We start from the raw sequence: 26,122 nt of genomic DNA, 5'->3' as shown, positions 1-26,122 counted from the left end.
CAGTGACGGAAGCTACGATCTGACGTTTGCTGGTCTCCACGGACGAGGAGATCAGGCATGCGAAAACGCAGGAACCATGACGCGGGCTTCAAGGCGCGCGTGGCACTTGAGGCCATCAAGGGCGAGCGCACTGTGTCGGAGTTGGCGGCCGAATACGGCGTGCATCCGACGATGATCCATCAATGGAAGAAATCGCTGCTCGACGGGGCTGCGGACATCTTCGAGCGCGGCGGCAAGAAGCCCGCGACGGAGGTGGATGAAGAGACGGTCCGGTCATTGCACGCCAAGATCGGGGAGCTGGCTGTCGCCAACGATTTTTTGTCACGAAAGCTCAAGCCGTGGAGCGGAAAGTGAGGCGTGGGATGATCGAACGGGACCACCCTGCACTGTCGATCGGGGCGCAGTGCCGCCTGCTGTCGATCTCGCGCTCGTCGTTCTGCCACGAGCCGGCTGGAGAGACTGATCAGAACCTCGGCCTGATGCAGCTGATCGACCGGCAGTTCATGGATACGCCCTTCTACGGCGTCCGGCAGATGACCTGGCATCTGCAAAACGAGGGGCACGGCGTGAACCAGAAGCGCATCCGGCGGCTGATGCGGCTCATGCGTTTGATGCCGATTTACCAGAAGCCCAACACCAGCAAGCCGAGAAAGGGCCACAAGACCTATCCCTACCTGCTGGGCGGGCTGCGGGTCGATCGCCCCGGTCAGGTCTGGTGCGCCGACATTACCTATCTCCCGATGCGGCGGGGGTTTCTGTATCTGGTCGCCATCATGGACTGGTTCACGCGCAAAGTTCTGGCCTGGCGCATATCGAACACCCTGGAAGCGGACTTCTGCGTCGAGGCGTTGAACGAGGCCATCCACCGGTTCGGCGCGCCCACAATCATGAACACTGACCAAGGCAGCCAGTTCACGTCCTTCGCTTGGACAGATCGGCTGAAACGCGTCGGAACCCGCATCTCGATGGACGGCAAGGGGCGGTGCATCGACAATGTCTTCATCGAGCGCCTGTGGCGGTCCCTGAAATACGAATGCGTCTATCTGCATGCCTGGGAGACCGGGTCTCAGGCAAAGGCCGCAATCGGATCCTGGGTCAGCTTCTATAACCATCGGCGGCCACACACTGCCCATGGCGGGTTGCCCCCCGCCGTGGTCTACTTCAACAGCATCGAAACCGACCGGCAGGCACAGGCGGTAGCTTAAACATCCTCGAAAACTGTCCAAGCATCGGGGAGTAGCTCAGTTCGTGCGCGGTCCGCAAACCTGGCACAGTCTTAGCCTTAGAAAACAGCAGACCCGACAGCCCAGATGCCGAACACGATAAGGACGGCACCGGAAATGCGCGACACCCAGCCGGCGAATGTTTCCGGCAGCCGATGGCGGGCCAAAGCCACGCCGCCGCTAAGGACCGCCCACCACAGCATGGACCCGATGAAGACACCGCAGACCACGAGAACCGCCTCGACCGCTCCGGCGCCGGAAGCCAGCCCAAGGCCGGCGAACATGGCCGCAAACGACAGGATCGTCATCGGGTTGGTGATCGTCAGCATGAAAGTTGCAACGGTGGTTCCCAGGAGATCCCGCGCCGAAACCTTTGCTGCTCTCCTGGGCGGCATGGGCGTCAGGCTTTTCCAGCCGAGCCAGAGCATGAAGGCCCCGCCGACAATACGGAGGGGGGTGTCGATGACACCGAGCGCATGTGAGAATGCCGCGAAGCCCACAGCAGCCAGGGCCGCATAAACCGCATCCGCAAGTGCGGTGCCGAGACCACCGGCACCGCCCGCGGTGAATCCGCGCTCCAGAGTGCGGTTGATGCAAAGCGCGCCGATCGGCCCAAGAGGTGCCGCAATGGCGACCCCTAGCAGCAGGCTTTTCAGAAACAACATCGCTTCCATCACTTGCTCTCCTTGAGCACGAGGGCGTCCGGGACGGGCGACGACAAGGCAATCACCGTCTCACTGCGGCCCAGAAATTTCTTTGTTTTCAACGTGGCCAGGATAGCTTCAATTTCCGGCATGTCGCGAATACCAGATCCGACCGATCTTCTCGATCTCGTCGAAGGTCAGATCGCCCACCAGAGATTTGAGGATAACCGGGTGCAAAGGCTTTCCGACCAGCTCCGGATCCTTGGCGGACCGGAGTGTCGCGAGATGGCTCAAGAAACGTTGGCGGAGGACGTCGGGGGTCTGATCCGGATCGAAGATTCTGATCCCGAGCATGGGTATCCTGGTCATAGCGTTGGCAACCTCGCGGCATGAGGGGACCGGTGCGAAAAGCGGACGCTTTCCGGTTGGTCTCCGATGGATGTCGATGGGGTTCGGCTTAGAGATCAGGTCGCGGTGGCCGGTTTCGGCGCATCCAGTGCTGCCGGAATGTTCTCGATTGAGTCAACCGGTCCGGGCTGGCAGTCAGGCTGGGACCAAGGATTGAAGTGCTGACGTCATCGCTGCCCATGAGCCGCATTCAAGGTATTGATTACATTGAATTAAATAAGATTGTCAGATTCAGTGGCAGCTAATGCCCCAACAAATGGCGGCGAATACCTCGAAAATGGCACTCAATCGGTAGATATTTCAACAATGGACGTTATCTGATTGGTTTCTCAACAGAATGTTAGCGAACCCATTACTTTGCCACTCACCGCCCCGAAATCCATCTCAAGTAACTGAATTATAATGATTTACGAAAATGCTGCGAACCCATATTTCTTCCATTTATGGAAGATAATGTCTGCCTTTCAGCGCAAAATAATTTCCGGCCAGACAGGGATCAAAGGTGGGGTGGTCAGCGGCTCCTGGTGATATCGTCATCCTCGATCACGGCGCCGCTGCGCAGTTTGCAGGCGCGAAACGAAGCGTTACGCGCTTGCAAACGCGTCGGTCGGGTGAAGTGGAAGACATGGTCGATATCACCGACGAATTCATGTCGATGCCAGAACGACCGCACAGGCTCTCCTGAACCAATGGCGTTCACCCGCGCCAGACGAACCGCTTCCCGTCACTCGGCACGCCCGAGACCGTCCGCTTGCGCTGAAGATGTCGAGAAGCCGACATTGCCGAGATCGTCCTCCGAGGCTAAACTTTTGCCCCGTGGGGAGAACATGAGCACACAGATCCATATTCGGTCCTTGGCACCTGACGACTACAGTGCGGTTGCTCGCATCTTCTTCTGCACTGTGCATGAGGGGACAAGAACCTCCTACAGCTATCCGCAACGCCTTGCCTGGGGCGGAGAAGCGATCGACCTTGATCGCTGGAAAGCTCGGGTCGAAGCACTTTACGGTTTTGTCGCGGAAACGGACGGCGAACCAATTGGCTTCATTACTATCGACCGGACAGGATATGTCGATTTGGCGTTTGTGCTACCTTCCGCGAGCGGCAGGGGCGTAGGCCGAACCCTCCTGAATGCAGCAGAAGATTGGGCCAAAGACAACGGAGCGACACAACTCACAACCGAAGCCAGCTTGGTCGCACATCCCTTCTTCCAAAAGCGCGGGTGGGTCGTGGTCGAAGAGGATAATGTAGAGCGGAAGGGTGTCGTCCTGAAGCGATACAAAATGCAAAAGGATCTTGCCTGACTTTCCCCGAATGGCAGCTCAGGGCTCTGTGCGTCGATCCCGGCGGCATAATCCCGCCCGCCGCGCTGAACCGGGGAGGCCGGGGGCAGCTCTGCGGGACGGAGCGGCCAATCGGCGCAACTCACGAAGCATGGCACTACTGTTCCCCTCCGCCCCCATTTTCGTTTACGTCCATGGGCTCCTCCTCGAGGCTTTCTTCGTGGGCTAGCGCCTCCTCAATGAGCTGGGTGTCAGCGTCCTTAACGTCCTCGATTGCCGCACCCACCTCGCGCAGCTTGTCGCTAGCAGAAGAAGCCTTACTGAAGCCCATCATTTCAGCATAAGATCGCGCATCTTTCGTTTGATTACCCCATGATCCTGGGCTTCCATCAATGGAAAATCGCTCTCGCTCTGCTACGGTAGAAATGTTGTGCAGCCACGGATTCACATTCATTGCGTGGCCAATCATCATATATTCGGCGCTGGTGATAATCCTTTGAGCATTCGAGGTCCCTGATACTCCCGCTTTCGGCATTTTCGCGAGCCGACCGCTCGGCGTAAGCAGCGGGAACAGGAATACAAATGGTTTTGCATGCGTATAAATATTTAGAATCTCAATTACTTTAGCCAATTTGTCCTGTCTCTGAAATATCCGAGCCTTGATCGTTTGACGAGCCGCTTGCCCGACATAGAACGGGATCAGCTTCCCGCGAGGTTTCATGCCGATGACGTAGAGACCAATCGCCCCGTTTATCCCATCGATCCCTATTCTGCGCTCTTCCATGGCTGCTTGGCTAAACACAGATTCTGTGGCAGTTTTCGGGTCGTAGAGTCGCTTGTGATTCTTCCAATGTCGGGTGCTTTTATAGACAGGAAATTCAAATGGGCCGAGGCAGCGAAACCGGTAATTAGACATTTGAGATCACGCGCAGTTATACTGAGTCTCATCTTCAAACATTTCATGCAGCCGGATCAAGCCCATCCGAACCGAAATACTAAGGGAAAGGTTTGGTGTGGCAGGCGCCTCACTCTTCTATGAGTTGACGTGTCCTGCCGTCCGCTAACGGGTAATCCTCCCCGTTTTAAAGGGGAGGATTACCGAAGGACCGGTCTATGCTTTTCAGAAAATGGCAACGGGGTGTCTTCCAACGTGCTATTTCATTGACCTTCAAGGCCAGAGCACAGCCGTCGCATATGTCACCCACCGCCGACGATTCTGGACAAATTTTCCGCCGCTTCTGCGGCCGCGTTCAAAGCGCGCGCAACCAATTCCGGGTCGCGATGTGCGATCGCTGCTGCACCAGCCGGTATGCTCCATTTTATTAGCGTATCAACGCCCATATTCAGCTTTCGTGCGATCCAGACTGTAACTGAATATGCCACGTTTCTCAGGATCTTGCCTTGTTCACCTATAACAGAGGCTTGCGGCACGTCTGCCTGTGCCTCCCGGCGCAATTCCGCGATCGCGATACGAATACCTTCCAGATCTTCTCTGCTCAGCGGATTGTCGTCTACCGGTTCAGGTGGATTATTGTGGAGGTTTGGCGCTCCGCTCTTCTGTAGCTGGCGAAGTGCGTCTTCTACCCCAGTGAGACGAGACAGAAGTTCATCACGGGCAGCTGCAATTGGATCATCAAGCCCGTCGTCGGCCTCTGTGCCCTCAAGAATGATTCGGTTACCAGCCTCATCCGTAATGAAAGCACCATCCTCAGTGACGAGATACGATGTTTCGGATCCTTTCTTCTGAATATCGCGGCTATCGTCATCATCCGCGGGCGCAAACAGATCCGGAAATGGCTTTTCTAACGAGAAGATGCCGTCATCGTCATCCTCTCGGTCATCAAAATCATCTGTTTCGAAAGCTGAGGCGCTGACTTCCCGCGTCAAGTCGCCAGATGCCAGCCCAAGCTCCTTCAGTATATGGTTATCCGTGTCAGGGGAGAAACGGACCAAATATCCGTAAATTTCGCCGTCATTTCCCTCGCGTTCTTCAAGAACCCAAGATGTCCGATCGAGGGCATCTACGTCGATTTCCCACTCATCAGCGATCGCCTGAGCTGTATGTTGGTCGCCATCGAATTTCATGAGTGGTCCAAGGTAAGGTGGTGCCGACTTGTCAGACTACACAATTTCGCAGCACTGGCGAGCAGCAATACGCTCCGAAAGGCCGAATTGGCAGATGTATCCCATCATAATCGTCAATGTCCTGTGGGTGAATACCCGTGATCCTAATAGCCGGATGGTGAAGAACGGCCCGCCACCGCAGCCGCGCCTCATTGAAGCTCGTGCAATCTTCGAAGGCTGCAGCCAGGACAAGATGATTGATAAGCGCCCCGATGATTTGGTTCCGGTCTTCACCTTCGCCGAACAGCTTATCCACGAACGGTATCAAGCGGTCATTGGCTCTTTCATCTGCCCGTGTCGGCTTGCCTGCCATGAAGGCAGCGCACACTTCCTCCCTTGTGAAATGTCCCAATCGATTGCGATAAGCCAGTCACATCGCCAGCGCATCATAAAGATCGTGGACGCCGCATACGATGTCATCAGCAACCTCCATGAGGTTGGGCGCGATTCATGACTTAAACAGGCGCCCTCCCGACTGCTGTCCCAGAAGGTCTGACACCACCAAGCCGCCACGATGTCTTCCATTTGCCTCTTGGAAACGATGTTGAAGGCCCATGCATTTTGCCGAAAGCGCGGACTTGATATCGACGTATCGTGGGCGAATATGCGGCCCTGATAAGTGTCCTTCACAATAGGTTGATATCGCCATTGGAGTGATGATTCCGGAACACAGGGCGTCTGCCAGCTGAAGGCCAGCATGGTTATCGCTGTGTGAAAATGCAGGGAGCTCTATGATCCGATCGTATGCATCGCCTGAGCCCTTGAACTTTTGCGTAAAGATCGAATGGGCTACCTGAGTGTTGAGATGCTTGATCCGACTGTCGGCAACTACGAAGCCCATGTCACTGTGTTTAACCAGGAAATTCTGAAAACTCGTGTAGATTGACTGCACAGAGTAGGTGTAGATGGCGGTGCCGTCGATGGGCGCCCCGACACCCTTGACCCATACGCGGCCAACCAGCTTCGCCTCAATCTGGTCGCACAGGTTCATTACTTCTGTTAAGAATGTCATACCATGTCGGCGTTGGTTTCTGCTGCCGGTGGCAATATTTTTCCTGATTTCGGAGCCCTTTATCTCATGCAACATCCAACCCATGTGGGTTGTCTTAGAGGGCGCCAGGTTTGGGAAGTATTTTTTCTTTAGGTTGAGCATTCCGTCAGTGAGGTCGTGTAGCTTACCGTAGTCGACGATCACCCCGACGATTACCAATGTGGGCTGAATGGCGGAGTTCGCCGCAGGCAGCATTCCGGTGCAGCCAGCTTCGTCGATGTAGCAGATCTTCACGGAACCGCCTTTTGACCAAAGAGTTGATAGATGGGGTTGACACAGGTAGCGCTTAATGTCATTCTCCCCTCATAGCAATTGCTAATAGCTGAACTGGGAAACTGGGCAGCAGATCCTAAAGCCATTCGAAAGGATGGCTTTAGTGCGTTGTAATGGGTGATTTTTTTACACTTGCGCCAGCTTGACCTTCTCAGCCTGAACAAGCTCGCAGAGGTGCCCGGTAACTTCAGAACCCTTATATTTGCGATCTCGGCGCACACCGGCCCTGCGCTTTCGCCGTAAGCAGTCAGTAGCGCTGACCTGCCCCCCCGGGTCGCCCCTCGTTCACAACGGGAGCCATTGGTGTTGATGGGCATCTGTTTCAAGTCTGGGAAGCGCGCCGGGCGCGCTGCCATGAAGCGCTCAAGCGCCAGGCGTGCTTCTGTGGGTTTTTTGTCCAGCGAGCAATGCTGCCTGTCATTGTTGTCGTCATAGCGTCAGAGAGCCAAGGTGCGGCGGGCATCGGCGATTCGGCCGAGGTTTTAGTGGCAGCAGTCGTCACTCACCGTCTGGATGTGGAGCCTCCGACAAGCCCGAACGTGTGAGAGAGGGTCCAGCGACCAACGGTGGTTCGGCTGCAGCGGCAGCACTCATGGGGTGAGGTGCCGGTATCAACGTAAGCGATGTCCCGATCACACGTGGGCGTCGTAATTCCACGGTAGCAGGTTGAATAGCCCCGAGTTTCTTAGACGCCTTCGCGTCTCATCTTCTGCTGCCGTTCGAACTCGGCGGGCGACAGCATCCCGTTTCTCGCATGCTTGCGCTTCGGGTTGTAGAACATCTCGATGTAATCGAACACGTCCTGCCTTGCGTCTTCGCGGGTCCGGTAGGTCCTGCGTCTGATCCGCTCGCGCTTGAGCAGGTTGAAGAAGCTTTCGGCGACTGCGTTGTCGTGGCAGTTGCCGCGGCGGCTCATCGAATGCTCAAGATTGTGGGCGCGCAGAAACGCAGCCCAATCCATGCTGGTGAACTGACTGCCCTGGTCCGAATGGATCAGCACCTTGTTCTTCGGCTTGCGTCGCCAGACAGCCATGAGCAAGGCCTGCAAGACGACATCTGTCGTCTGACGGCTTTGCATCGACCAGCCGACCACACGCCGGGAATAGAGGTCGATGACAACGGCAAGATAGGCAAAACCTTCCTGCGTCCGAATGTAGGTGATGTCGGTCACCCACACCCAGTCTGGTGCTTCGACGTCGAACTGCCGGTCGAGGCCTCGCCGGTTCTCTCGAACCGGTGGCGTTCACCGGCTCGATGTCGACCACGACCGATGGCTTGCCGCCATAGCTGCTGGGGCGGCGCTTATAGCCGATCTCCGCCTTGATCCCCGCAAGCTGTGCAAGCCGGGCAACCCGGTTCGGGCAGATGCTTTCACCTTGATCAATCAGGTCATCGTGAAGTTTGCGATAGCCGTAGACCTTCCCGCTCTCGGTCCAGGCCTTGTGCAGCAGCTCAGTTTGGCGCCTGTCTTCCTGAGCGCGCACGCTCATTGGAGCCTGTAGCCAGGCATAGAACCCGCTTGGCTGGATGCGCAGGCAGCGACACATTGCCCGGACAGAAAATTGCCTCCGATGCTCGGCCACAAACGCGTATCTCACTTTGCATCCCTGGCGAAATACGCGGTGGCTTTTTTTAGGATGTCGCGCTCCTCGGAAACCCGTGCCAGCTCCCGCTTCAACAGGCGGATCTCGGCATCCTTCTCGGTCTCGCCTGATGCCGTCTTCGCGAACTTGCGCTTCCAGGCATAGAGCGAGTGCTTGCTCACCCCGAGCCGTTCAGAAACCTCGCTGACCGGGTAGCCCCGCTCCGTGATCTGAGCGACCGCATCGCGCTTGAAGTCGTCGCTGAAAGTGGCTGTGCCCATCATGGCCTCCTTGCCTCAAAATTAGCAAAGAAGGCGTCCACGAAACATGGGGCTATTCATCTTGATGTTAGACGCCGCGATAATATCGACTGCAATCGCTTCGACGCAGCCGGATCGGCGGGCAGCGGCTGAGCAAGGGCTCCAGCAGCAGCCGGTGATCGTTTGAGGTCAGCACCCAGATCACCTATCCAGGGCATGTCCTCGTGCAAGGCCGCAGCCAGTTCGTCGGCGTGATACTCATTCCGGATGGAGATCAGCCGGGCGCCGTCCTTCAACACCTCCAGCCGCTCGCGATCATCGGACTTCAGATGTTCGAGACCGTAGGCCGCCTTGCGACGTTCAAGGATGCGGCGGGCCCGGCGCTGGATCCGCTCCCGGTCGTTATCGCTCAGCTCAATCCGCCAAAACCGGTCGGGGAGCGCATCGCAGCCATCTTCGCATGTTCCGGCGGTAGCCCGTCCATGCCCTTGCGGAAACTGTCGGCGGGAGAAATCACTGCGAGGCCCTCATCGCGCGTAGAACCTCGGCCAGATGATCGGCCGGGTAGCCGAGCTGTATCGCGATATCGGTATCGCCGATGCGGATCCGGCAGGTCGAGGCGGCATGGTCCGGGCCAACGGCCTTGCTCTGTTTACGGCTGGACTTGACCTCAGTCAGGGGCACGACCTCGAAGAATGCCGGCGCGGAATCTTTGCGCTGCGCGTTCTTGACCCAGATTGCCACCAGGGATTTGTTGGCGCCGATCTGTGGCTAAAGCCCTAGGTTTCTTTGATGAACCTCCCTCACCTTATCGACGTAATCCTTGATGGCAATGCCGAAGGCCTCTTCGGCTTCGTGCAGGCTGGCTGCGCCGGGATTGAGTGAAGCGATATGCGCATCTCTAATCAATAGGATTGCTCCCTGCCGCTTAGCGTCGGCTCTTGCTAAAGCCTCAGCAGCAGCAATCATCGATGGGTCAGTAGAGAAAAGCCTAATGTATTGATATGCCTGCTCGGTCTTTTGAGATAGTTCGCTAACAGTCTCACCGATGAGGTCATCGGCTGTCTGAGCGCTTTTTCGTTGCCGATGAAGCCGCTTTGTAAGTGTAAGATACTCAGAAAGCGCGGAGCGCAACTCCTTCGCAGCCTCGCTCTGGCGCTCAAACTGCTTCTGTCTCCTGAAAATGATTGTTGCAATCCAAACGGCAGCTCCAGGGGCTGCGACAGCCCTCACGAGTTCGAGCGCATACGGCCATATTTGCTTTGTGAATTCCAAAACGGGATAGGCGCAGGTCATGAAATTCTCGTCAATTATGAGGTGATTTCCGTATCTTTGAACCGCTCCGGGCTGGCGGCCGTGGCCGTCGGAACCTATTCATTTACACGCGAAGCCAAGCCATCGCGTCGGAGATCGCGGGATAGTCCGGCAGCGCGGCCCGATAAGCCTCTTCGTTGAGGCGATCAATAAAGGTCATCCGTGCCGCATCGGTTTTAGCAATGTTCAGATAAGCTTCAATGGCGCCCTTCTTCCACAGCCATATTCCGTGTTCTTGCATCTCGATGAACAAAGCGTCGATGTGCGGAGCCGCATCAACCTCAAGCGCCAAGAGCTCGAACGCCACTATCGCCGGATTTCCAGCATGCTTCGTAGGGAGCCCCGAAGCATCAAGCCCTACTGCGCCTGAGGCCGCGAGGCGAGCCAGGATCGCCTTGCACTCTACAATCGCTGGGTGGTCAGCGGCGATCAAAGCCTTCGCTGGTGCGGTCCTGAACACAAAATCGAGGTCGACGATAGCCTTGCAAGGGAGGCCCATAGCGCAAAGAATGCGCATAGTATCCGGTATATTGTGAACCCCGCCGATATCAACAACGCCGATCTTGTCTTCACCTGGTGTCAACCCGAACAGGTTCTCGAACACCGCAGGCAAAATCATGCGCTCTGTCTTGCCTTCCGTGATGACGACCCTCTCGGAGAACAGGACCTTGCTCGAGTTCGAGAGCGCAAATAGGGCTTCCGACTGATGATCCGCTTCGGCTATCGCTTGCTCGACAACGTCCTTCATCCTTGGAAGGCATGTCGTTCCATGCTCGACACTGCGTCGTATCAAAAGCGAATTTTTGGCATCTGAGCGGGCGATCATATTCGCCGAATGGGTTGTGATGATGATTTGGTATCCCTCACCAGCCAAGCGGTTAAGAGCAGCTCTCACGACCTCAATGGCCTGCGGATGAAGGTAGAGTTCAGGTTCATCAATTAGGAGAAGCGTTGTCCGGCCAACATTGCCTCCGGCTGCCCGCTTTACTTCAGCCAGGCATTTGATCAATGCAATCTGAATTGAGCGCTGAGCACCATGACCGAACGAAGACGCGTCCCGTCCATCGGGATGATCAAAGCCCTCTTCAAAGATGCGTATGGTCGCAGATTTCATGAAGTCGGCAAAGTCCGGAACAGGGACGTGAGTCTTGGCCGTGACCCCGGGGAACAGTCGTGCCAGCTCCCCCTGGATAGACGCATCGAGCGCCGTGAGTGTCTCATCCTTTTCAGCAGAGTTAGCAGACAGCTGCCGTCCAACGGCGTCCAGAGCCGCAGCAACGGCAGGTGAGTGCCGTTCGATGACTGGGCCCATGATCTCTTTGAGGAGCTTCCCGATTGTAGTTCCACTCCCGAACTTTGCCACGTCCTCGGTTGCATTTTCCATCGCCCCGATAAGGATGGGATCCGGGAAAAGAACTCCGATCGCAGCATCAATCCCCGTGGGATTAACGACCCAGGCCATGGCTCCATCTTGTTCCTTCTCGACCTCAAAACGTATGCTGGCCGCTGACTGACCGGGCGTTGCCTGGGATCTACGGATCTTAATTTTTCCATCGACGACCAGGGGCTCTATACGGGCGCGATGAGCGGCATCCAGTGCGTCCAACACTGCAGCTGTGATCCCAGAAATCTCCGCCTCCACTGTCACCGGCGTGTTTACGTCGTTGAAATCCTCGGCGCTTAAGCTGGCCTTTTTCATCACCCAACTCGCCGCCCTGAGAATATTCGTCTTCCCGGCGTTGTTGTAGCCAACGAGTGGCGTGTAATGTGACAGTGGAAATGTTGCACTGGCTATCGACTTGAAACCCTGAATTTTCAATTCAGAAATATGATGCACGTTGCCCGACTCCTAAACCTAATGATCGGGATCATGGCCGGTCAGCGCCCTTAAATCCACAACTTTAGACGGTTGGCATGCGCCCCGCCGCAAGCATGAAAACCCGCTTCGGCCATGGATTTCGCGCTTCAAATCCTCATCCTCGCCCTCTAAGATGCGGAAAAATTAGGAGGCAGTCATGCGATCAGTAGAGCTTTGCGCGGGTGCGGGTGGCCAAGCACTTGGCCTCGAACGCGCAGGCTTCGAGCATGACGCTCTCGTCGAGATCGACCCCCATGCCTGTCAGACGCTTCGCATGAACCGCCCATTCTGGGACGTCAGAGAGGGCGATCTTCGCAACTTTGTCGGCAAATCCTTCGCCGGTGTCGAATTGCTTGCTGGTGGTGTTCCGTGCCCGCCTTTTTCCGTCGCTGGCAAGCAACTGGGCAAGGATGATGAGCGCGACCTGTTCCCGGAGGCTCTGCGCCTGGTTGACGAGATCCGCCCTCAGGCCGTTATGCTTGAGAACGTGCGCGGATTCCTAGACGCGGTGTTCGTGGACTATCGGCAGTCGCTCAAGAAGAAATTGACCAAGCTTGGCTATGTCGCCGACTGGCGCCTACTAAACGCTTCCCACTTCGGTGTGCCGCAGCTTCGGCCGCGCGTTGTGATCGTCGCGGTTAAGCAGGACATCGCCGATAAATTCGAATGGCCGGAAGAGCGTCATCACAACCCGCCGACTGTTGGGCGGGTGCTCGGAGACCTGATGGCTGCGAGGGGGTGGCCAGGTGCTCGTGCATGGGCGGAGCGTGCCGATGAGATCGCGCCCACCATCGTGGGTGGCTCCAAGAAGCATGGTGGCCCTGATCTCGGTCCTACGCGCGCACGAGCCGCGTGGGCGACATTGGGAGTAAACGGCAAGACTCTGGCCGAGGAGGCGCCTGAAAAGGACTACGTGGGCATGCCTCGACTTACAATCCGGATGGTGGCTCGTCTCCAGGGCTTCCCCGACGACTGGCAATTCTATGGACGCAAGACCCACGCCTATCGCCAGGTAGGCAACGCCTTCCCTCCACCGGTCGCTGAGGCGGTCGGCCGCCAGGTCGCCATTGCGATCCAATCCAAACGGATCTACGCGGTGGCATGAGGTCACCCGCGCCCAGCCTGATCGTCCCCGGTCATTCCCGTTACGATGACCTTTCGCGCCTCGGGCATGAGGTGGAACGACTCTTGGGCGGGCGCGCCTCGGCTTCCGAGTGGTTTCCCGGCATGCTCCGCAAGGTAGTCGATGACGTCGTCGACACCGTCAATACCCGTCGGCGCTCTTACGGAGAGTTGGAAAAGACCGAGAAAACCTATCTTGGCACGCGCGTCGAGATCCTGATGCGCGCTAGGATGCAGGTGCCCAAGGGGGTTCTCGACTTCATGATTGGCGGCGAAAACGTCGACATGAAGTTCACGATCACTGGCAACTGGATGATACCCCAAGAAGCGGTCGGGCACGCCTGCCTCCTTGCGGCTCTCGACGAGCAGAACTCCCGCTGCTTCTTGGGCCTGATGTATGCGGATCCGGCGAACTTGACGGGCGGAGCGAACCGGGATGGCAAGAAAAGCGTCTCGGCCTTCGGAGCCACACAGATATTGTGGTTGCTGCGCGATCACCCCGTCGAGCCGAACTTCTGGCGCACCATCTCATCGAAACTCGTTGCATCCATCTTCGCTGCGCCCACCGGCAACGATAAAATAGTCGAGCTCTTCAGGGGCGTTACCGACCGGGTGATTTCGCGCCGCATTGTTGAGGAGGCCGCTGCGCAGAAGGACTTCATGCGTCGCATTCGGTCAGATGGGCCTCGAGGCAGCCGGAACCGCCTTGCGGCTGAGGGGATCATGTTGCTCAGCGGGACATATGATGCTGCACTGATTCAGGCTTTGGGGTTGCCGCACTGTGGCCCAAGTGACTTCATTTCCCACAAGGTCACAATTGCAGAGCAACCGATTTGCTCAGCACATGGCTGGCATATTGCCGTAAGGCCCTGATTGTCAATCGGCGCGGAAAACTGCATACAGCACCAACTATCTGGTCGATCTGGAACATGCGATCATCGTGGATGTCGAGGCGACCGCACCGGTGCGTCAGGACGAGATCAGCTCTGCGCGCGATATGCTCATGCGCACAGATGACACATTTGGTCTGCATCCCGAAACGCTAGTCGCCGACACCGCCTATGGAGCGTGCGAGATGTTGGGCTGGCTGGTTGATGAACACGGCCTCGATCCTCACATCCCGGTCTTCGATAGTGGCACATGAAAAGGCGCTGGTCCTCTGCTGTGACCGATAGCATGTCGTGCACTTCTTCCCAGCCCAGATCACAGATCCAGTTGGCGTCATGATTACCCCTGACCAGAATCTTTCGTCTTGGGATTTGCCCGAAGATCGCGGCGATCCGATGCCTCTCGGGTCCGCTGGCTTTCCAATATGCAAAGTCACCGACCACATAGAGAGTGTCGGCTGGCCGAACATGTGCCTGAATGCTGCAGAGAAGCTGCGCATCCATGTCGGTCACGTCCATGAACGGCCGAGCACAATAATCAATGATGTTCTTGTGCCCGAAGTGCAGGTCAGCGGTGAACCAGTGCATCACAATAGCTCCGGATAGGCAAAGAAGCCCGGAAGATCAGTGTCAACGATTCCGCGCAACACGACATCGACGATATCGCTGTCATCGACCTCCCTCGGATATCCGAGCGACACATTCACCACCGGAGTTCTTACTGGCACGGCGCTCAAGTGGCGATGAGTATGCCCAAACAACCACAAGTCAACACGGCGTGTCACCGTCAAGCTGCTGAGATCAGTGCAAAAAGCTGGGGCTAGACGGTTATCAGTGCCGAGAGCCGCTGGCGATGGGCAGTGATGTGTCACGACGACGGTTCGGCCTTCGAATGCTTTGTCCAGTGCGCTGGCAAGCCAGACAAGCTGCTCCTTGTGCTTGCGCACCACATCGTCCGGCAGGACGAGGTCTGATCCATTTGCGTCTCTGGCAATTTGGAAATAATCGTTCATCGCCCGCTGGGCGGTGACCTTTGACACATGCGGTTCCGCGTGCAGGCTGAAGTCCGTCCATAGCGTGCAGCAGAGAAAGCGAACGCCGCCGAACTCGACAGAGGCCTTTTGGGCGAAGTGCATTCCGGCTCGCTCGGCTAGGGCACGCAACCCATCGTCACCGGCGAGATTCCAGCCGTAATAGTCATGGTTTCCAGGCATGACCCAGACCTTTGACGGTTCAATCAACTGGCCAATCCGTTCAAGCGCGCCTGGCCAGTTCCTCATCGGGTCGTTGGCAAGATCACCGGCGATAATGATGGCGTCCAGTGTCTGAAAAATCGGCAATAGCGGACCAAAGGGATCGCGCCGGGCATGATCCCACAGATCCAGGTGAAGGTCGGCGATGACAAGGATGCGCATTTTTAAGTATTTCTCCGCGGGGCAGCTTCGAGTTCGCGAACGCGTTTGATGTAATCAGCCAAAAGCGCGCCAAGGGTTTCCACGCTATTGATCGGGTTCAATCCAGGCATGGGTATCGGCAGATCTGATGCAGGTGCACCCAAACGATACCAACGGTTGAATGTCCGCGCCCAACCGGCGTGTTTGTTGAGCGCAAGGAGCCGGGACGTGCGAATAGATTTTGAACCCAGGACTGGGTGGTTGTTCACCCGCCCGATCAGGAACGGGGTTCTGTGCGGATCAAATGCCGGCCACCATTCATCCAGGACTGGGGCGGCGTCGATATCAGACATGCTGGGGCCTGCTTCAGCGGCATTCACGGCAGCAAGAACACTTGAGAAGTCGTAATTGAGCTCAGATGGCATGATTTTTCGGTGCATTTTTCTGCGTTCTTTCAGGCGGTGTTGAAAATTCATCGCACGCGGGTTCACTGCAGAAGCGGGTGGTTTTCCAAAGTGGCCGCCAGCTCCAATGCCCGGATCACCGAGCGCAGGCTGAGGCGCGAGGATTGATCCGACTGCCGCACCAGCATTTCGGAGATCGCGTCGATAGCCTCGACCGACAATCCGCGTCGCTCGCCCTCGCGGCGGGCGAAGCCCTCGAGATCTTGCAGGCCCAAATGTGAAAGCCGGATCGGCGGGCAACGGCTGAGCAGCGGCTCAGGCAGAAGACGCCAATCGTTGCAGGTCATCACCCAGATGACCCAACTCAGGTCGAATGGAACCTGGAAGTAGGGGCAGGACCAGCTCCTGGCTGTAGCCGTTTCCAGCAATGGCAGAACAGAGGCGGCAAGATCATAGGAGCGCCCCGCGGTCGAAGAGGCAGATCCGGCCTTCTCGACTTCGTCCACGATGACAATCGGGTTGGCAACCCTATGATCAATGACCAGATTGACCAGACGCCCTGGCGAGGAATTGCTCCATGTCTTCTGGCTGCCGATCAACCCAAACGACGCATTTTCCGCCGTTGCCTCATAGGTCATTGAAGGGCTCTGGATGAGTTCCGCCAGCCGCCGGGCCCAGACCGATTTGCCAATTCCGGGTGGGCCGTCGAGCAAAATCGGGCGGATCCGCAGCCCGCGCGAACCATCGCGAACCGAAGCACGCATATCATGCCATACTCTCTCCGTGGCGGCGCCCATCCAGGGAAATTCGGAATGAAGCCGGGCTGCAAGCTCATCGGCCTGATGTTCGGACTTGAGGGCCACCAGGCGCGCACCATCCCGCAAGCGCTCGATCCTCTTCCTGTCGTCCGGTTTCAGGTGGCGCAACCCATCACGCTCCAACTCGCGCCTGGCCAGAGCCGCCGCCCGGCGTTCAATGCGCATTTCCTCTTCCGGATAGAGCTGGATGCGAGCAATCAGGTCTTCCCATGCCGCGTAATCAATCATACCGCGCCCGTTCATGGGGGCTTCAAGACAGATGCTGCGGGCGCGCAATCGGCGGTGATGCGCTGTGAGGCGTTCTCTGAGGGCCTGACGCTCACGGTCACGGCGGGGAAAATCGACAAGGAGGATCGGGAAGAGGGAAGACATGGCAGACTCCGGATAAAGCGGCGCTGACGCCGGAAATCAGGTCCGGCGGGACAGGCTGCAGGAAAAGGGAAAGATCAGAGGAAGACGGGCTTTCGCGTCACTGCTATGCTGACGCGGTTCCACTCGGTTCCCTCGAACAGGGCATCAAGCTGAACTCTGGATAGCGTGAACGGCGCGGACTGAGCGGTGGGCCAAGGAAAGCCGCGGCCATCAAGCCGCTTTGTCACGAGGACCAGACCCGTCCCATCCCAGACGATCATCTTCAGCATGTTCGCGCGGCGGGACCGGAACACATAGATCGCCCCGCTGAAGGGATCGAGGTCGAAATTGTTGGCAATATAGCCTGCCAGCCCGTCCATACCCTTGCGGAAATCAATGGGTTGCGTCGCCAGGAAGATGCGACAAGCGTTGGAGGGAAAGATCACAGGGTAGCCCTCACTGCGCGCAGGATCTCTGTCAGATGCTCAGCAGGATATCCGGCGGGCAAGGTGATGCCGATCCCACCGATACGCAGCTCACAGGTTACAGGCTGCACGGAGGTCGGCGCAACCGGAGGCGGTGACGGCGCTGTTTCGGCGGGTGTTGATTTGCACTCGGAACTGACCCGGGCAGGCGTATAACTTCCACCGTGATTTGACCCATGTGACCCTTCCCCTGAGCACTGTGAGCGACGGGGGGCATTGGAGTGATCCACATGGGACTTTTGAACGTCATTCGTCGTCTTGCGCTGCGAGAGAAGCTGCCGATCCGTGAGATCGCGCGGCGGACTGGGCTCTCTCGGAACACGATCAAGAAGTATCTGAAGTCGGGCGCGATCGAGCCGAAGTTCTCGGTGCCAGAGCGACCGAGCAAGCTCGATCCATTCGCGGACAAGCTGTCGGCCTGGCTGAAGACCGACAGCACGAAGTCGCGCAAGCAGCGCCGGCCGCTGACGCGATTGCATACCGATCTTGTCGCACTGGGGTTTACAGGCTCCTACAACCGGGTCGCGGCCTTCGCGCGGGAATGGCGCACGGCGCGGCAAACGGCTGATCGGGGCACCTTCGTGCCTCTGGCCTTCCGCCCCGGCGAGGCCTTCCAGTTCGATTGGAGCGAAGACTTTGCCGTGCTTGGCGGTGAGCGGACCAAGCTGCAGGTGGCGCATACGAAGCTGTCGCACAGCCGCGCTTTCGTGGTGCGCGCGTATCTGCTCCAGACCCATGAGATGCTGTTCGACGCCCACTGGCATGCCTTCCGCGTCTTTGGCGGCGTGCCTGAGCGGGGGATCTACGACAACATGAAGACTGCGGTCGGTCAGATTGGCCGTGGCAAGGAACGGCAGGTCAATCTGCGCTTCCTCGCCATGGCCAACCACTACGTCTTCGAACCTGACTTCTGCAATCCGGCTGCGGGTTGGGAGAAGGGTCAGGTCGAGAAGAACGTGCAGGATGCCCGGCCACGGTTCTGGCAACCGATACCGAACTTCCCCGATCTGGCCGCCCTCAACGCCTGGCTGGAGCAGCGATGTGTCGAGCAATGGCGCGAGATCCCGCACGGCCATCTGGTCGGCAGCGTCGCCGATGTCTGGAGCGACGAGCAGCACGCGCTGATGCCCGTGCCGGCTCCCTTCGATGGCTTCGTCGAACAGAGCAATAGGGTCTCCCCGACCTGCCTGATCAACTTCGAGCGCAACCGCTACAGCGTCCCTGCATCTTTTGCGAACCGTCGGGTGAGCCTGCGCGTCTATCCGGAGCGGCTCGTGGTCGTCGCCGAGGGGCAGATCCTGTGCGAACATGTGCGGCGGATTGATCGGTCCCATCATCTGCCGCCGCGCACGATCTATGACTGGCGCCACTACCTGACGGTGATCCAGCGCAAACCCGGGGCGCTGCGCAACGGCGCACCATTCGTCGAGCTGCCGCCCGCCTTCCGGCAGTTGCAGGAGCAGATGCTGAAGCGCCCCGGCGGGGACCGGGAGATGGTCGATATCCTCGCCCTCGTCCTGCATCACGATGAGCAGGTGGTGCTGACCGCAGTCGAGCTTGCTTTGTCGGAGGGCATCGCCACCAAGACCCATGTTCTCAACACCCTGCACCGGCTGATCGATGGCAAGGCGATCAACGGCCCGACCGTCGACGCCCCGCAGGCGCTGCTCCTGCGCCACGAACCCAAGGCCGATGTCGGACGCTATGACAATCTGCGCGCCCGCAGCACCGGAGGCCGCCATGCGTCATGATCCCGCCAGTGGGGCCATCGTCATCATGCTGCGAAGCCTCAAGATGTATGGCATGGCCCAGGCCGTGACGGACCTGATCGAACAGGGCGCGCCCGCCTTCGATGCAGCTGTGCCGATCCTGACCCAGCTGCTGAAGGCAGAGGTTGCGGAGCGAGAGGTGCGCTCCATCGCCTATCATATGAAGTCGGCACGCTTCCCGGCCTATAAGGATCTGACGGGCTTCGACTTCGCGGCCAGCGAGATGAACGAAGCCACCGTGCGCCAGCTGCATCGCTGCGAGTTCATCGATGGTGCGCAGAATGTCGTGATGATCGGCGGGCCGGGCACTGGCAAGACCCATGTCGCGACCGCCATCGGCACACAGGCCGTCGAGCATCATCGCCGCAAGGTCCGCTTCTTCTCCACCATCGAACTCGTCAATACGCTCGAACAGGAGAAAGCCAAGGGCAAGGCCGGGCAGACGGCCGAAAACCTCGCACGCCTCGACCTCGTGATACTGGACGAGTTGGGCTACCTGCCGTTCAGCTCTTCAGGCGGTGCGCTGCTCTTCCATCTGCTGAGTAAGCTCTACGAACGCACCAGCGTTGTGATCACCACCAACCTCAGCTTCAGCGAATGGGCCAGCGTCTTCGGTGATGCCAAGATGACCACTGCGCTGCTCGATCGCCTTACCCACCGATGCCACATTCTGGAGACCGGAAACGATAGCTTCCGCTTCAAAGCCAGCACCGCTGCCGCAACCCGAAAGAAGAAGGAAATCGCACATGCCTTGACCCAGCAATAACCTGGTTCGCATAACTGAGAGGTGGGTCACTTCTCGATGGAAAACTGGAGTGAACCCCATCGGCTGGACCACGAAGGTCCTTCCAACTAAGCCGCCTGCTGGGCGATTAGCGTTTCGAATTCCTCTGGCGGACGGTAGCCGAGGGCAGAGTGCAGTCTTCGGGTATTGTATATTTGTTCGATGAAGATCGGCAATCGCTGGGCGACGTCGGTGAAGGTCTCGTAACCTGCGCGATAGACCTCCTCGACCTTCAGCGTCTTCATGAAGCTCTCCGCCTGAGCATTGTGGTAGGGATTGCCGACGCTGCTCATTGATCCGCGCAGACCGGCAGCCTCCAGCGCTTCGCGATAGAGTTGAGACGCGTATTGGGCGCCGCGGTCCGTATGGTGAATGCAGCCGGGCGGCGGCCGCCTGCTTGCGACAGCGGATTCCAGCGCCGCCAGGGCGAGCGGCGTGTCCAGGCGCTGCGACAGGGCGTAACCCACAACCTTCCGGCTGCAGGCATCGAGGATGACCGCGAGGTAGCAAAAGCCCTGCGTGACGCGAATGTAGGTGAAGTCCGCGACCCAAACCTGATCGAGGCAGCGTGGGATAGTGTTGCGATAGAGGTTCGGGTAGATCGGGTTGTCATGCCGACTGTCCGTGGTGCGCACGTAGCGCTTTCGCGGTCTGATCCCGAGCCCCGCCAACCGCATGATCCGCGCCACTTTCTTGTGGTTCACCACAAGTCCGCGGCGACGCAGCTCATGCGTCACCCGCCTGTAGCCGTAGACGGGGAACTCGTCCTGGATGTCTTCGACGATAGCGGTGATCTCGGCATCGGTGAGCCCAGCTTCCGAAGTCGTCGGGCGGTAGTAGAGCGTGCTCCGCGGCAGGTTCATAGCTTTGCACCCCCGTCTGACAGAGCACCCCCCGGGCCGGTGACGATGGAGGATCTCCCGCTGCTGGCACCGTGTGGCGGGCGCGATGTTTTTTTGACAAGATCCAGCTCCATCGTCAGTTGTCCGACCTTGCGCTCCAGCGCCGCGATCTTCGCCTCGTATTCGGCAATGACGCTCGCCTCGGCCTCTTCGCTGGTCAGCTCTCCCCGGTCGAACTGCGTCAGCCACATGTGGATGAGGTTGGCCGAGATATGATGCGTGCGCTGCGCGTCGCGCCGACCGATCACCCCGGCGCGGATATCCTGGCACAGCTGCAGCTTGAACGGCGCCGAATGTCGCCGGTAGGGACCGCGTGATGACATGAGCCTTCTCCCATTAAGGCCAGCTCAGCGTATCAGTTCTTCAGGCTCCCGTGGTCCAGCCGATGGGGTTCACTCCAAACCCGGGTCAGTTCCGAGTGCAAATCAACACGGCATGATGAAATGCGAAAATAGATACTTGTATTTTGGCCGTGCTTTGAGTTCTCACAATATTTCGCACCCTTACAAGTCGTCGTGACGCTATATATTGTTTTGTCTGCTCCATTCTGCGTGACGTGTCATTGATGATTTTTCGCGATCCGAATAAATCCCTTGCCGTCATTATCAGAAATAACCGGTGGATATGTAAAATGAGAATTTTCACACATCCCTTTCATGAAGCAGAATTCAATAAATTTTCGTCAGTTTCGGTTCGTGGCTCGACCTGGTGATTCGGTGCCGGAGATCGGCCTGGCTATAGCTGAAAGCCGCACGATCAATAAATTATCTGCCTGTATTCTTTAAGATTTTATAATGAGAGAAATTGGATCTCTAATTTGAATGCGAAAATGATTTCATCGCAGCCGCAGATCAACATTGAGGTCCAGCAATGATACTCCGGGAGTGCAGGGGATGGCTGCGAACAGCGGGGGAGATCAAGGGTGACCACTGGCAAAGTGGCAGTCCCGCGTAGCAGTTTTCAAAGGCACTCGGGGCGCTCGCGATAAAAGGCGATACGGCGCCCATCGACGATTTGGTATCTGAGGTCGAACTGGCCCGATGTGTGAACAACCTGCTTCCAACTCGAGCAGTGATAGTGCGCGGGGCTCTGGTCCGGCGACCTTTCTTTAATCCAGGCCGCTGCGGCATCTACAGGTGTCCAGTCTTCCGTCCGCAGTTCACGCGCTGCGGCGCGGAGATCCGCCACGATGTCTGTAATCGCCCAAGGAATCTGTCCCTTCACCAAGTATTCCTGAAATTCTGGTGAGGTGAAAACGGAATGGGCGACCGTGCAGGCATCATTGACATGCCGCGCCATGTCCTGCAGCTGGCCAAACCGCTTTCCCACTGCCTCCAGGACTTCGTGCAGAGTGTTGATGGCGCTCTGGCACCCCTCGACGGTAGATAAGTCGTGCCCTTCGATAAAGTGATGAACGAGATGGTTTCTCTGCGCGACGAGCTCGCGAAGAGCTGTCTGAAACTCATCATGATCGGCTGACTGCATATGAAGCCGCATCTTGGTGTTGAAGCGCACGGCTACGTCGGGGGCCACCGGATGATCCGGGGCGGGAGGTGGGGGTTCTGAGAACAGGACATCTCCCATTAGCAGTCCGACCAGCTGCCCGAGCGTTTTACCTTCCGTCTGAATACCCTGCGTCTGGCGCGGCTCACCCTCGGTCAGGATCTCCACGCCGAAATCGGTTGCTGACATTATACGCTTCAGCTGCTGCTCATAGAGCTGCAGGCGGAGGACGTTCTGCCCCATAAGGCGCTGAATCTCACGCTGCAGGTCGGGCAGGTGGTCTGGGGAAGGAGGGGCGGGCAAGCGAATGAGAGCTCCAGTGTGGAAATTCGGTTCAGCACAACGTTCTTTCGTCAAGAATAGCGCTGAATCTTACCACTGCGTCCAGCGCGGATTGCGCCAATCAATTCCCTGCAGCATTTAATCGGGCTGCGCCTGAGAAACCTGAGCGGCCGGCGCGCACCGGCGGACGGTGTGCCGGGATGCGCCCGGTGTTCGGCACGACCGCACTCGCAGTCCCTTTAAGCGAGTAAGTGGACAGCATAAGTCGTCCGGGGCAAGTGCCAGTCCGCAGGGCACCAGACTTGTGCATTGTTTTCATCAAGCTTTCTGATCGGCGCCTCGATTAGCTTGGCAAGTGCCACACTTTCCCGCTTCAGCTCTTTGTGGCGAGGTCTCTGTTCAGCGTCTGCTGCACTTTCTGCACGAAACTGGCATACGACTGGTCCAACTCGATAAGGTCCATACCGGCGGTGATCGCCCGCATTGTTTCTGCATCTTACCTTCCAGGAGGCTGCGGATCGTGCCCAGTGTTCTGCCCAAGGGATTGCATCGCGCGGGCGATGGCAACGGAATCGCGCGCCACACGAATGAAGAGCTGGGCGGCGGAATCAACGCGGCCGCTGCCCTTAGGAGATCAGACCTGCGCCGCCATCCACCTTAGCCGCCGGTGAAGTCACGTTCCTCGCGAAGCCGGTCAAACACCCGCTTCGCCGTATGCCGCTGCTTGCGCGGCATGGTCCGGTCCGCCTCCAGCCACCCATCGATAATCGGAATGAAAGGATCGAGTTTGGGGCGCCGGACTTCGACCGTCCGTCGATAGCCAGGCGGAACCGAAAACGACATCATCTTTCGAACCGTGTCACGCGACACATTAAACACCCGTGCCGCTTCCCGCTGGCTCATGCCCTCCGCACAAGCCTGACGAACTCTCAGATATAGCTCCACGCTGTAAATCCCCACGCCCTCCCTGCAACCGCAGAAAGGGAAAACTGGACGACTTTTACGCCGACCGCAGCAGCATCAGGCCGCCGCTTCCGTGGTCGAATTTCGCACCGCCGTTCTCACGCGGGTCACATTCTGATGGAGGTGATGATCGCAGACAGTGATCTCGCCCCCATTGATTTTTTCGAGCCCGTTCATGCATCGCAACGCCGTGCTCTTACCAGATCCGCTTCGCCCGATCAGGGCCACAACATTGCCCTTGCTCACATCGAAGGAAACACCCTCAAGCACACGCACGGCGCCGAAGCTTTTGGAAACATTGCTCAGTTTAACGATGGGCGACATTCAGTTTGTCCTCCAGTTTCCGGCTCCACCAGGCCAGCGGGTAGCACATGCAGAAGTAAAGCAGCGCAACGACGCTGAAGATGACGAAGGGCTGGAACGTCGAGTTGTTGATGAGCTTGCTGGTGTAGGTGAGTTCAGTCATACCGAGTTCCTCCCTATTGGGAGCAATCTAACGGCATGCTTGCAGAGCCTCCCCTGACGACCCGACGCCCGGTATCAAAAGTTCGCCATCATGACGGGCCGCGAGGTGGCTCGATCAGCGTTGATCACGTCACACGCCGAGCGGGGAGCATGGGCAAAGGCGACATCCGTAGCACTGAACCGTAGAGCGGCGATCTGCCACCCCGGCCTGACCTCGGGCGGTAATTGCGCAAGGAAGCATTGGCACGGATCTGATGACGGAATTCTGCTGTGTCGCGGTGTCGGCATGTTTGGAACCGCATGCCAATCTGCACGGTCTGGCGATGTTTCGAATTCACATACACCGCGCTGGCCGGATCCTCGCCGATCAGGACGACGGCCAGCCCCGGAACCTTTCCGGTCTCCGTCATGATGGACCGCACCTGCACCGCCAGATCGTCAACCAGCCGTGCCGCGAAGGATTTCCCGTCAATCAAATCTGCCCGAAAGGCAATGTCCATGTGGCTCCCCATTTTTTGACAGCGTGGTGGCGTCATGCAGCGGGCAAACCGTGCATCTTCAGGCCGTTTTGCGGATATGGTTTGGCGTCGCGCTCAGCCGGCCGCAGTGGTCAGCGCCTCACCGCGCTCCAGGAATTGTTGGAACTGCTCCTCTGGAACGAAGGCGCCGCCGGTCGTCCAGACGATATGGGTGGCGTTCGCCATGTGTCCGATCAGGCCCTGACTGGTCTGATATGCGCGCCCCTGAGGAGAGTTGACCGTGAACTCCGGACCCGCGAAACCAGCCGCCGCCGAGGGTTCGAGGCGGATCCCCTGGGAGGAATGTGCCAGATAGAGCCACCGGAACAGATCCTCATCGGCCACGGTGAAAACACCTGACAGCATGGGGCCCATCACCTGCGCCACGAAATCCGACATCCGGGCAACGGCCATGCCATCGGCTTCTGTCCGGTTCGTCAGACCCACATCATATACGGACACCAGCTCCGCAGAACCGCTCATCATATGCACCAGCGCGCAGGGCGACTGCACCGGTTCGACAAAAAAGCAATGCGCCGCATCACCGAAGATTGCTTTGAGCCCATATGCCACGCCGCCCGGCGCCCCCCCGATCCCGCAGGGCAGATAGACAAAGAGAGGGTGATCGTGGTCAACTATGATGCCCGCCTCGTCCAACTGCCCGGCGAGTTCCCGAGCGGCGGCGCTGTAGCCGAGGAAAAGAAGCTGCGACCGCTCGTCATCGACAAAGTAGATGGATGGATCGCCCTCGGCCAGGGCGCGCGCTTCCTCTACGGCGGTGGTATAATCCGCCTCATGTTGCACGACCTCGACGCCAAGATTGGTAAGGCGGTCGACCTTCCATCGCTTCGCATCTGAGGACATATGCACCACCGCACGGAAGCCAAGCGCCCGTGCGGCGATCCCTACACTGAGCCCCAGATTTCCCGTGCTGCCCACCGCGATCGTGTGGCGCTGGAAGAGCGACATCGCCTCCGTGCCCGCGAGCGTCATGACGTCCCCGCCCTCGGCAAGCAGCCCGTGCTGCATGGCAAGCGCCTCAGCATGCATGAACACCTCGAAGAGGCCGCCCCTGGCTTTGATCGATCCGGCGACGGGCAGGCTGCCATCGGCCTTGATGAACACGCGACCGTATTCCGCCGAGCAGTATCCAATTGCGCCCTTGAGCGTCTGCGCTTCGACCAGATCGGAACGGATCTGCCCGCCGGTCCCGCTGGTTTCTGGGAACAGCCTTTCCAGCAGCGGTGCAAGACGGCGCCAGCTGGCTTCAGACGAAATGACTTGGCCAGGGCGGATCGGAAGACCAGGATCGGATATCCCATCCGGACGCAGCTGATCATTGAGCCAGAGTGTGGGATTTCCGGCAAGCAGATCTGCCTTGGCCGGGTTTTCAGGAAGGATCACGGTCATTGCTGCTCCTGGACGTTGGCGTGACGGGGCAGGGCCCCGTCACA

Annotated in this window: 25 protein-coding genes and 5 pseudogenes; 9 read left to right on the top strand and 21 right to left on the bottom strand. The window is 58.1% G+C overall.

Annotated features, from left to right (window positions below):
• The first annotated feature begins 57 nt into the window (after positions 1 to 57).
• Positions 58 to 1,205, top strand: a pseudogene (locus BLW25_RS17355) (IS3 family transposase).
• Positions 1,206 to 1,282: 77 nt separating this feature from the next.
• On the opposite strand, the gene BLW25_RS17350 reads toward BLW25_RS17355, so the two are convergent.
• Complete coding sequence (locus BLW25_RS17350) at positions 1,283 to 1,897, bottom strand: LysE family translocator (protein WP_092902484.1); 615 nt, start codon at positions 1,895 to 1,897, stop codon at positions 1,283 to 1,285.
• A 108-nt stretch (positions 1,898 to 2,005) separates the two neighbouring features.
• The gene (locus BLW25_RS17345; RefSeq protein ID WP_092902482.1) at positions 2,006 to 2,221 is read right to left on the bottom strand and encodes a hypothetical protein; all 216 of its coding nucleotides are present in this window, start codon (positions 2,219 to 2,221) and stop codon (positions 2,006 to 2,008) included.
• Between the two features lie 617 nt (positions 2,222 to 2,838).
• On the opposite strand from BLW25_RS17345, the pseudogene BLW25_RS25535 reads away from it, so the two are divergent.
• Positions 2,839 to 3,035 (top strand): annotated as a pseudogene (locus BLW25_RS25535) (IS5/IS1182 family transposase); the annotation flags it as partial.
• A 67-nt stretch (positions 3,036 to 3,102) separates the two neighbouring features.
• Positions 3,103 to 3,579: a GNAT family N-acetyltransferase gene (locus BLW25_RS17340; RefSeq protein WP_171909626.1), complete on the top strand. Its 477-nt coding sequence runs from the start codon at positions 3,103 to 3,105 to the stop codon at positions 3,577 to 3,579.
• Between the two features lie 136 nt (positions 3,580 to 3,715).
• On the opposite strand, the gene BLW25_RS17335 is transcribed toward BLW25_RS17340, so the two are convergent.
• Together BLW25_RS17335 and BLW25_RS17330 are read right to left on the bottom strand one after the other, a co-directional pair.
• Entirely contained in the window at positions 3,716 to 4,474 is a 759-nt protein-coding gene (locus tag BLW25_RS17335) for a hypothetical protein (protein ID WP_143040547.1), read from the bottom strand.
• Between the two features lie 281 nt (positions 4,475 to 4,755).
• Entirely contained in the window at positions 4,756 to 5,643 is an 888-nt protein-coding gene (locus BLW25_RS17330) for a hypothetical protein (protein WP_092902477.1), read from the bottom strand.
• A 94-nt stretch (positions 5,644 to 5,737) separates the two neighbouring features.
• Here BLW25_RS17330 and BLW25_RS17325 point away from each other — a divergent pair, with 94 nt between their 5' ends.
• The gene (locus BLW25_RS17325; RefSeq protein WP_092902475.1) at positions 5,738 to 6,136 is read left to right on the top strand and encodes a hypothetical protein; all 399 of its coding nucleotides are present in this window, start codon (positions 5,738 to 5,740) and stop codon (positions 6,134 to 6,136) included.
• On the opposite strand, the gene BLW25_RS17320 is transcribed toward BLW25_RS17325, so the two are convergent.
• The 5 genes and pseudogenes from BLW25_RS17320 to BLW25_RS17295 all read right to left on the bottom strand — a co-directional run bounded on the left by BLW25_RS17320 (position 6,131) and on the right by BLW25_RS17295 (position 12,000).
• On the bottom strand, positions 6,131 to 6,967 hold the full coding sequence (locus tag BLW25_RS17320; protein ID WP_092902473.1) for a DUF3800 domain-containing protein: 837 nt from the start codon (positions 6,965 to 6,967) through the stop codon (positions 6,131 to 6,133). The genes BLW25_RS17325 and BLW25_RS17320 overlap by 6 nt on opposite strands.
• A gap of 724 nt (positions 6,968 to 7,691) precedes the next feature.
• Positions 7,692 to 8,870: pseudogene (locus tag BLW25_RS17315) on the bottom strand (IS3 family transposase).
• 492 nt (positions 8,871 to 9,362) lie between these two features.
• Positions 9,363 to 9,593 carry a hypothetical protein gene (locus tag BLW25_RS17305; protein WP_092902471.1) on the bottom strand — a complete coding sequence of 77 codons (231 nt, stop codon included), beginning with the start codon at positions 9,591 to 9,593 and terminating at the stop codon, positions 9,363 to 9,365.
• Between the two features lie 27 nt (positions 9,594 to 9,620).
• Positions 9,621 to 10,145: a hypothetical protein gene (locus tag BLW25_RS17300; protein WP_092902469.1), complete on the bottom strand. Its 525-nt coding sequence runs from the start codon at positions 10,143 to 10,145 to the stop codon at positions 9,621 to 9,623.
• Positions 10,146 to 10,227: 82 nt separating this feature from the next.
• The gene (locus BLW25_RS17295) at positions 10,228 to 12,000 is read right to left on the bottom strand and encodes an ATP-dependent nuclease (protein ID WP_143040546.1); all 1,773 of its coding nucleotides are present in this window, start codon (positions 11,998 to 12,000) and stop codon (positions 10,228 to 10,230) included.
• A gap of 178 nt (positions 12,001 to 12,178) precedes the next feature.
• Between BLW25_RS17295 and BLW25_RS17290 the strand changes: the two genes are divergently transcribed.
• The 3 genes and pseudogenes from BLW25_RS17290 to BLW25_RS25025 form a co-directional block, all read left to right on the top strand.
• Positions 12,179 to 13,126 (top strand): DNA cytosine methyltransferase, encoded by a 948-nt coding sequence (locus BLW25_RS17290; RefSeq protein WP_092902465.1) that lies wholly within the window; start codon positions 12,179 to 12,181, stop codon positions 13,124 to 13,126.
• Positions 13,123 to 14,016: a NaeI family type II restriction endonuclease gene (locus tag BLW25_RS17285; protein ID WP_092902463.1), complete on the top strand. Its 894-nt coding sequence runs from the start codon at positions 13,123 to 13,125 to the stop codon at positions 14,014 to 14,016. Before BLW25_RS17290 ends, BLW25_RS17285 begins: the two co-directional genes overlap by 4 nt.
• 22 nt (positions 14,017 to 14,038) lie before the next feature.
• A pseudogene (locus BLW25_RS25025) lies at positions 14,039 to 14,275 on the top strand (IS5/IS1182 family transposase); the annotation flags it as partial.
• 342 nt (positions 14,276 to 14,617) lie between these two features.
• Here BLW25_RS25025 and BLW25_RS17275 read toward each other — a convergent pair.
• The 4 genes from BLW25_RS17275 to tnpB all read right to left on the bottom strand — a co-directional run bounded on the left by BLW25_RS17275 (position 14,618) and on the right by tnpB (position 17,443).
• The gene (locus tag BLW25_RS17275) at positions 14,618 to 15,445 is read right to left on the bottom strand and encodes a metallophosphoesterase (protein WP_092902461.1); all 828 of its coding nucleotides are present in this window, start codon (positions 15,443 to 15,445) and stop codon (positions 14,618 to 14,620) included.
• Between the two features lie 2 nt (positions 15,446 to 15,447).
• Positions 15,448 to 15,900 (bottom strand): DUF6634 family protein, encoded by a 453-nt coding sequence (locus tag BLW25_RS24035; RefSeq protein ID WP_143040544.1) that lies wholly within the window; start codon positions 15,898 to 15,900, stop codon positions 15,448 to 15,450.
• Between the two features lie 11 nt (positions 15,901 to 15,911).
• Positions 15,912 to 17,018, bottom strand: a complete 1,107-nt coding sequence (locus tag BLW25_RS17270) for an AAA family ATPase (RefSeq protein WP_092902459.1) — start codon at positions 17,016 to 17,018, stop codon at positions 15,912 to 15,914.
• A gap of 74 nt (positions 17,019 to 17,092) precedes the next feature.
• Positions 17,093 to 17,443: an IS66 family insertion sequence element accessory protein TnpB gene (tnpB, locus tag BLW25_RS17265; RefSeq protein WP_092902457.1), complete on the bottom strand. Its 351-nt coding sequence runs from the start codon at positions 17,441 to 17,443 to the stop codon at positions 17,093 to 17,095.
• A gap of 269 nt (positions 17,444 to 17,712) precedes the next feature.
• Here tnpB and istA point away from each other — a divergent pair, with 269 nt between their 5' ends.
• Positions 17,713 to 19,233: an IS21 family transposase gene (gene istA / locus BLW25_RS17260; RefSeq protein WP_143040494.1), complete on the top strand. Its 1,521-nt coding sequence runs from the start codon at positions 17,713 to 17,715 to the stop codon at positions 19,231 to 19,233.
• Positions 19,223 to 20,017, top strand: coding sequence for an IS21-like element helper ATPase IstB (gene istB, locus BLW25_RS17255; RefSeq protein ID WP_092899009.1), 795 nt, complete (start codon positions 19,223 to 19,225; stop codon positions 20,015 to 20,017). The genes istA and istB overlap by 11 nt, the downstream gene beginning before the upstream one ends.
• Positions 20,018 to 20,103: 86 nt before the next feature.
• Here istB and BLW25_RS17250 read toward each other — a convergent pair whose 3' ends face one another.
• From BLW25_RS17250 to BLW25_RS17215, 8 genes and pseudogenes are all read right to left on the bottom strand, one after another.
• Positions 20,104 to 20,898: an IS3 family transposase gene (locus tag BLW25_RS17250; protein ID WP_092902455.1), complete on the bottom strand. Its 795-nt coding sequence runs from the start codon at positions 20,896 to 20,898 to the stop codon at positions 20,104 to 20,106.
• Positions 20,895 to 21,260, bottom strand: a complete 366-nt coding sequence (locus BLW25_RS25020; RefSeq protein WP_092902453.1) for a transposase — start codon at positions 21,258 to 21,260, stop codon at positions 20,895 to 20,897. Before BLW25_RS25020 ends, BLW25_RS17250 begins: the two co-directional genes overlap by 4 nt.
• Before the next feature lie 637 nt (positions 21,261 to 21,897).
• The gene (locus BLW25_RS17240) at positions 21,898 to 22,797 is read right to left on the bottom strand and encodes an OST-HTH/LOTUS domain-containing protein (RefSeq protein WP_143040542.1); all 900 of its coding nucleotides are present in this window, start codon (positions 22,795 to 22,797) and stop codon (positions 21,898 to 21,900) included.
• Positions 22,798 to 23,382: 585 nt separating this feature from the next.
• Positions 23,383 to 23,625: pseudogene (locus BLW25_RS17235) on the bottom strand (IS21 family transposase); the annotation flags it as partial.
• Positions 23,626 to 23,742: 117 nt separating this feature from the next.
• Positions 23,743 to 24,009, bottom strand: coding sequence for an ATP-binding cassette domain-containing protein (locus tag BLW25_RS17230; protein WP_253188571.1), 267 nt, complete (start codon positions 24,007 to 24,009; stop codon positions 23,743 to 23,745).
• A complete protein-coding gene (locus tag BLW25_RS17225; RefSeq protein WP_253188570.1) occupies positions 23,993 to 24,151 on the bottom strand; it encodes a hypothetical protein in 159 nt (52 codons plus the stop codon). The genes BLW25_RS17230 and BLW25_RS17225 overlap by 17 nt, the downstream gene beginning before the upstream one ends.
• A gap of 124 nt (positions 24,152 to 24,275) precedes the next feature.
• Entirely contained in the window at positions 24,276 to 24,686 is a 411-nt protein-coding gene (locus BLW25_RS17220; protein WP_253188569.1) for a tetrahydrofolate dehydrogenase/cyclohydrolase catalytic domain-containing protein, read from the bottom strand.
• A gap of 57 nt (positions 24,687 to 24,743) precedes the next feature.
• Positions 24,744 to 26,078: a D-serine ammonia-lyase gene (locus BLW25_RS17215; protein WP_092902446.1), complete on the bottom strand. Its 1,335-nt coding sequence runs from the start codon at positions 26,076 to 26,078 to the stop codon at positions 24,744 to 24,746.
• Positions 26,079 to 26,122: the final 44 nt, after the last annotated feature.

This window comes from Rhodobacter sp. 24-YEA-8 (assembly GCF_900105075.1).
In the GTDB taxonomy this organism is placed as follows: domain Bacteria; phylum Pseudomonadota; class Alphaproteobacteria; order Rhodobacterales; family Rhodobacteraceae; genus Pseudogemmobacter.
Note: the sequence above shows the minus strand (reverse complement) of the source record. Positions and strands in the feature narration are given on the sequence as shown.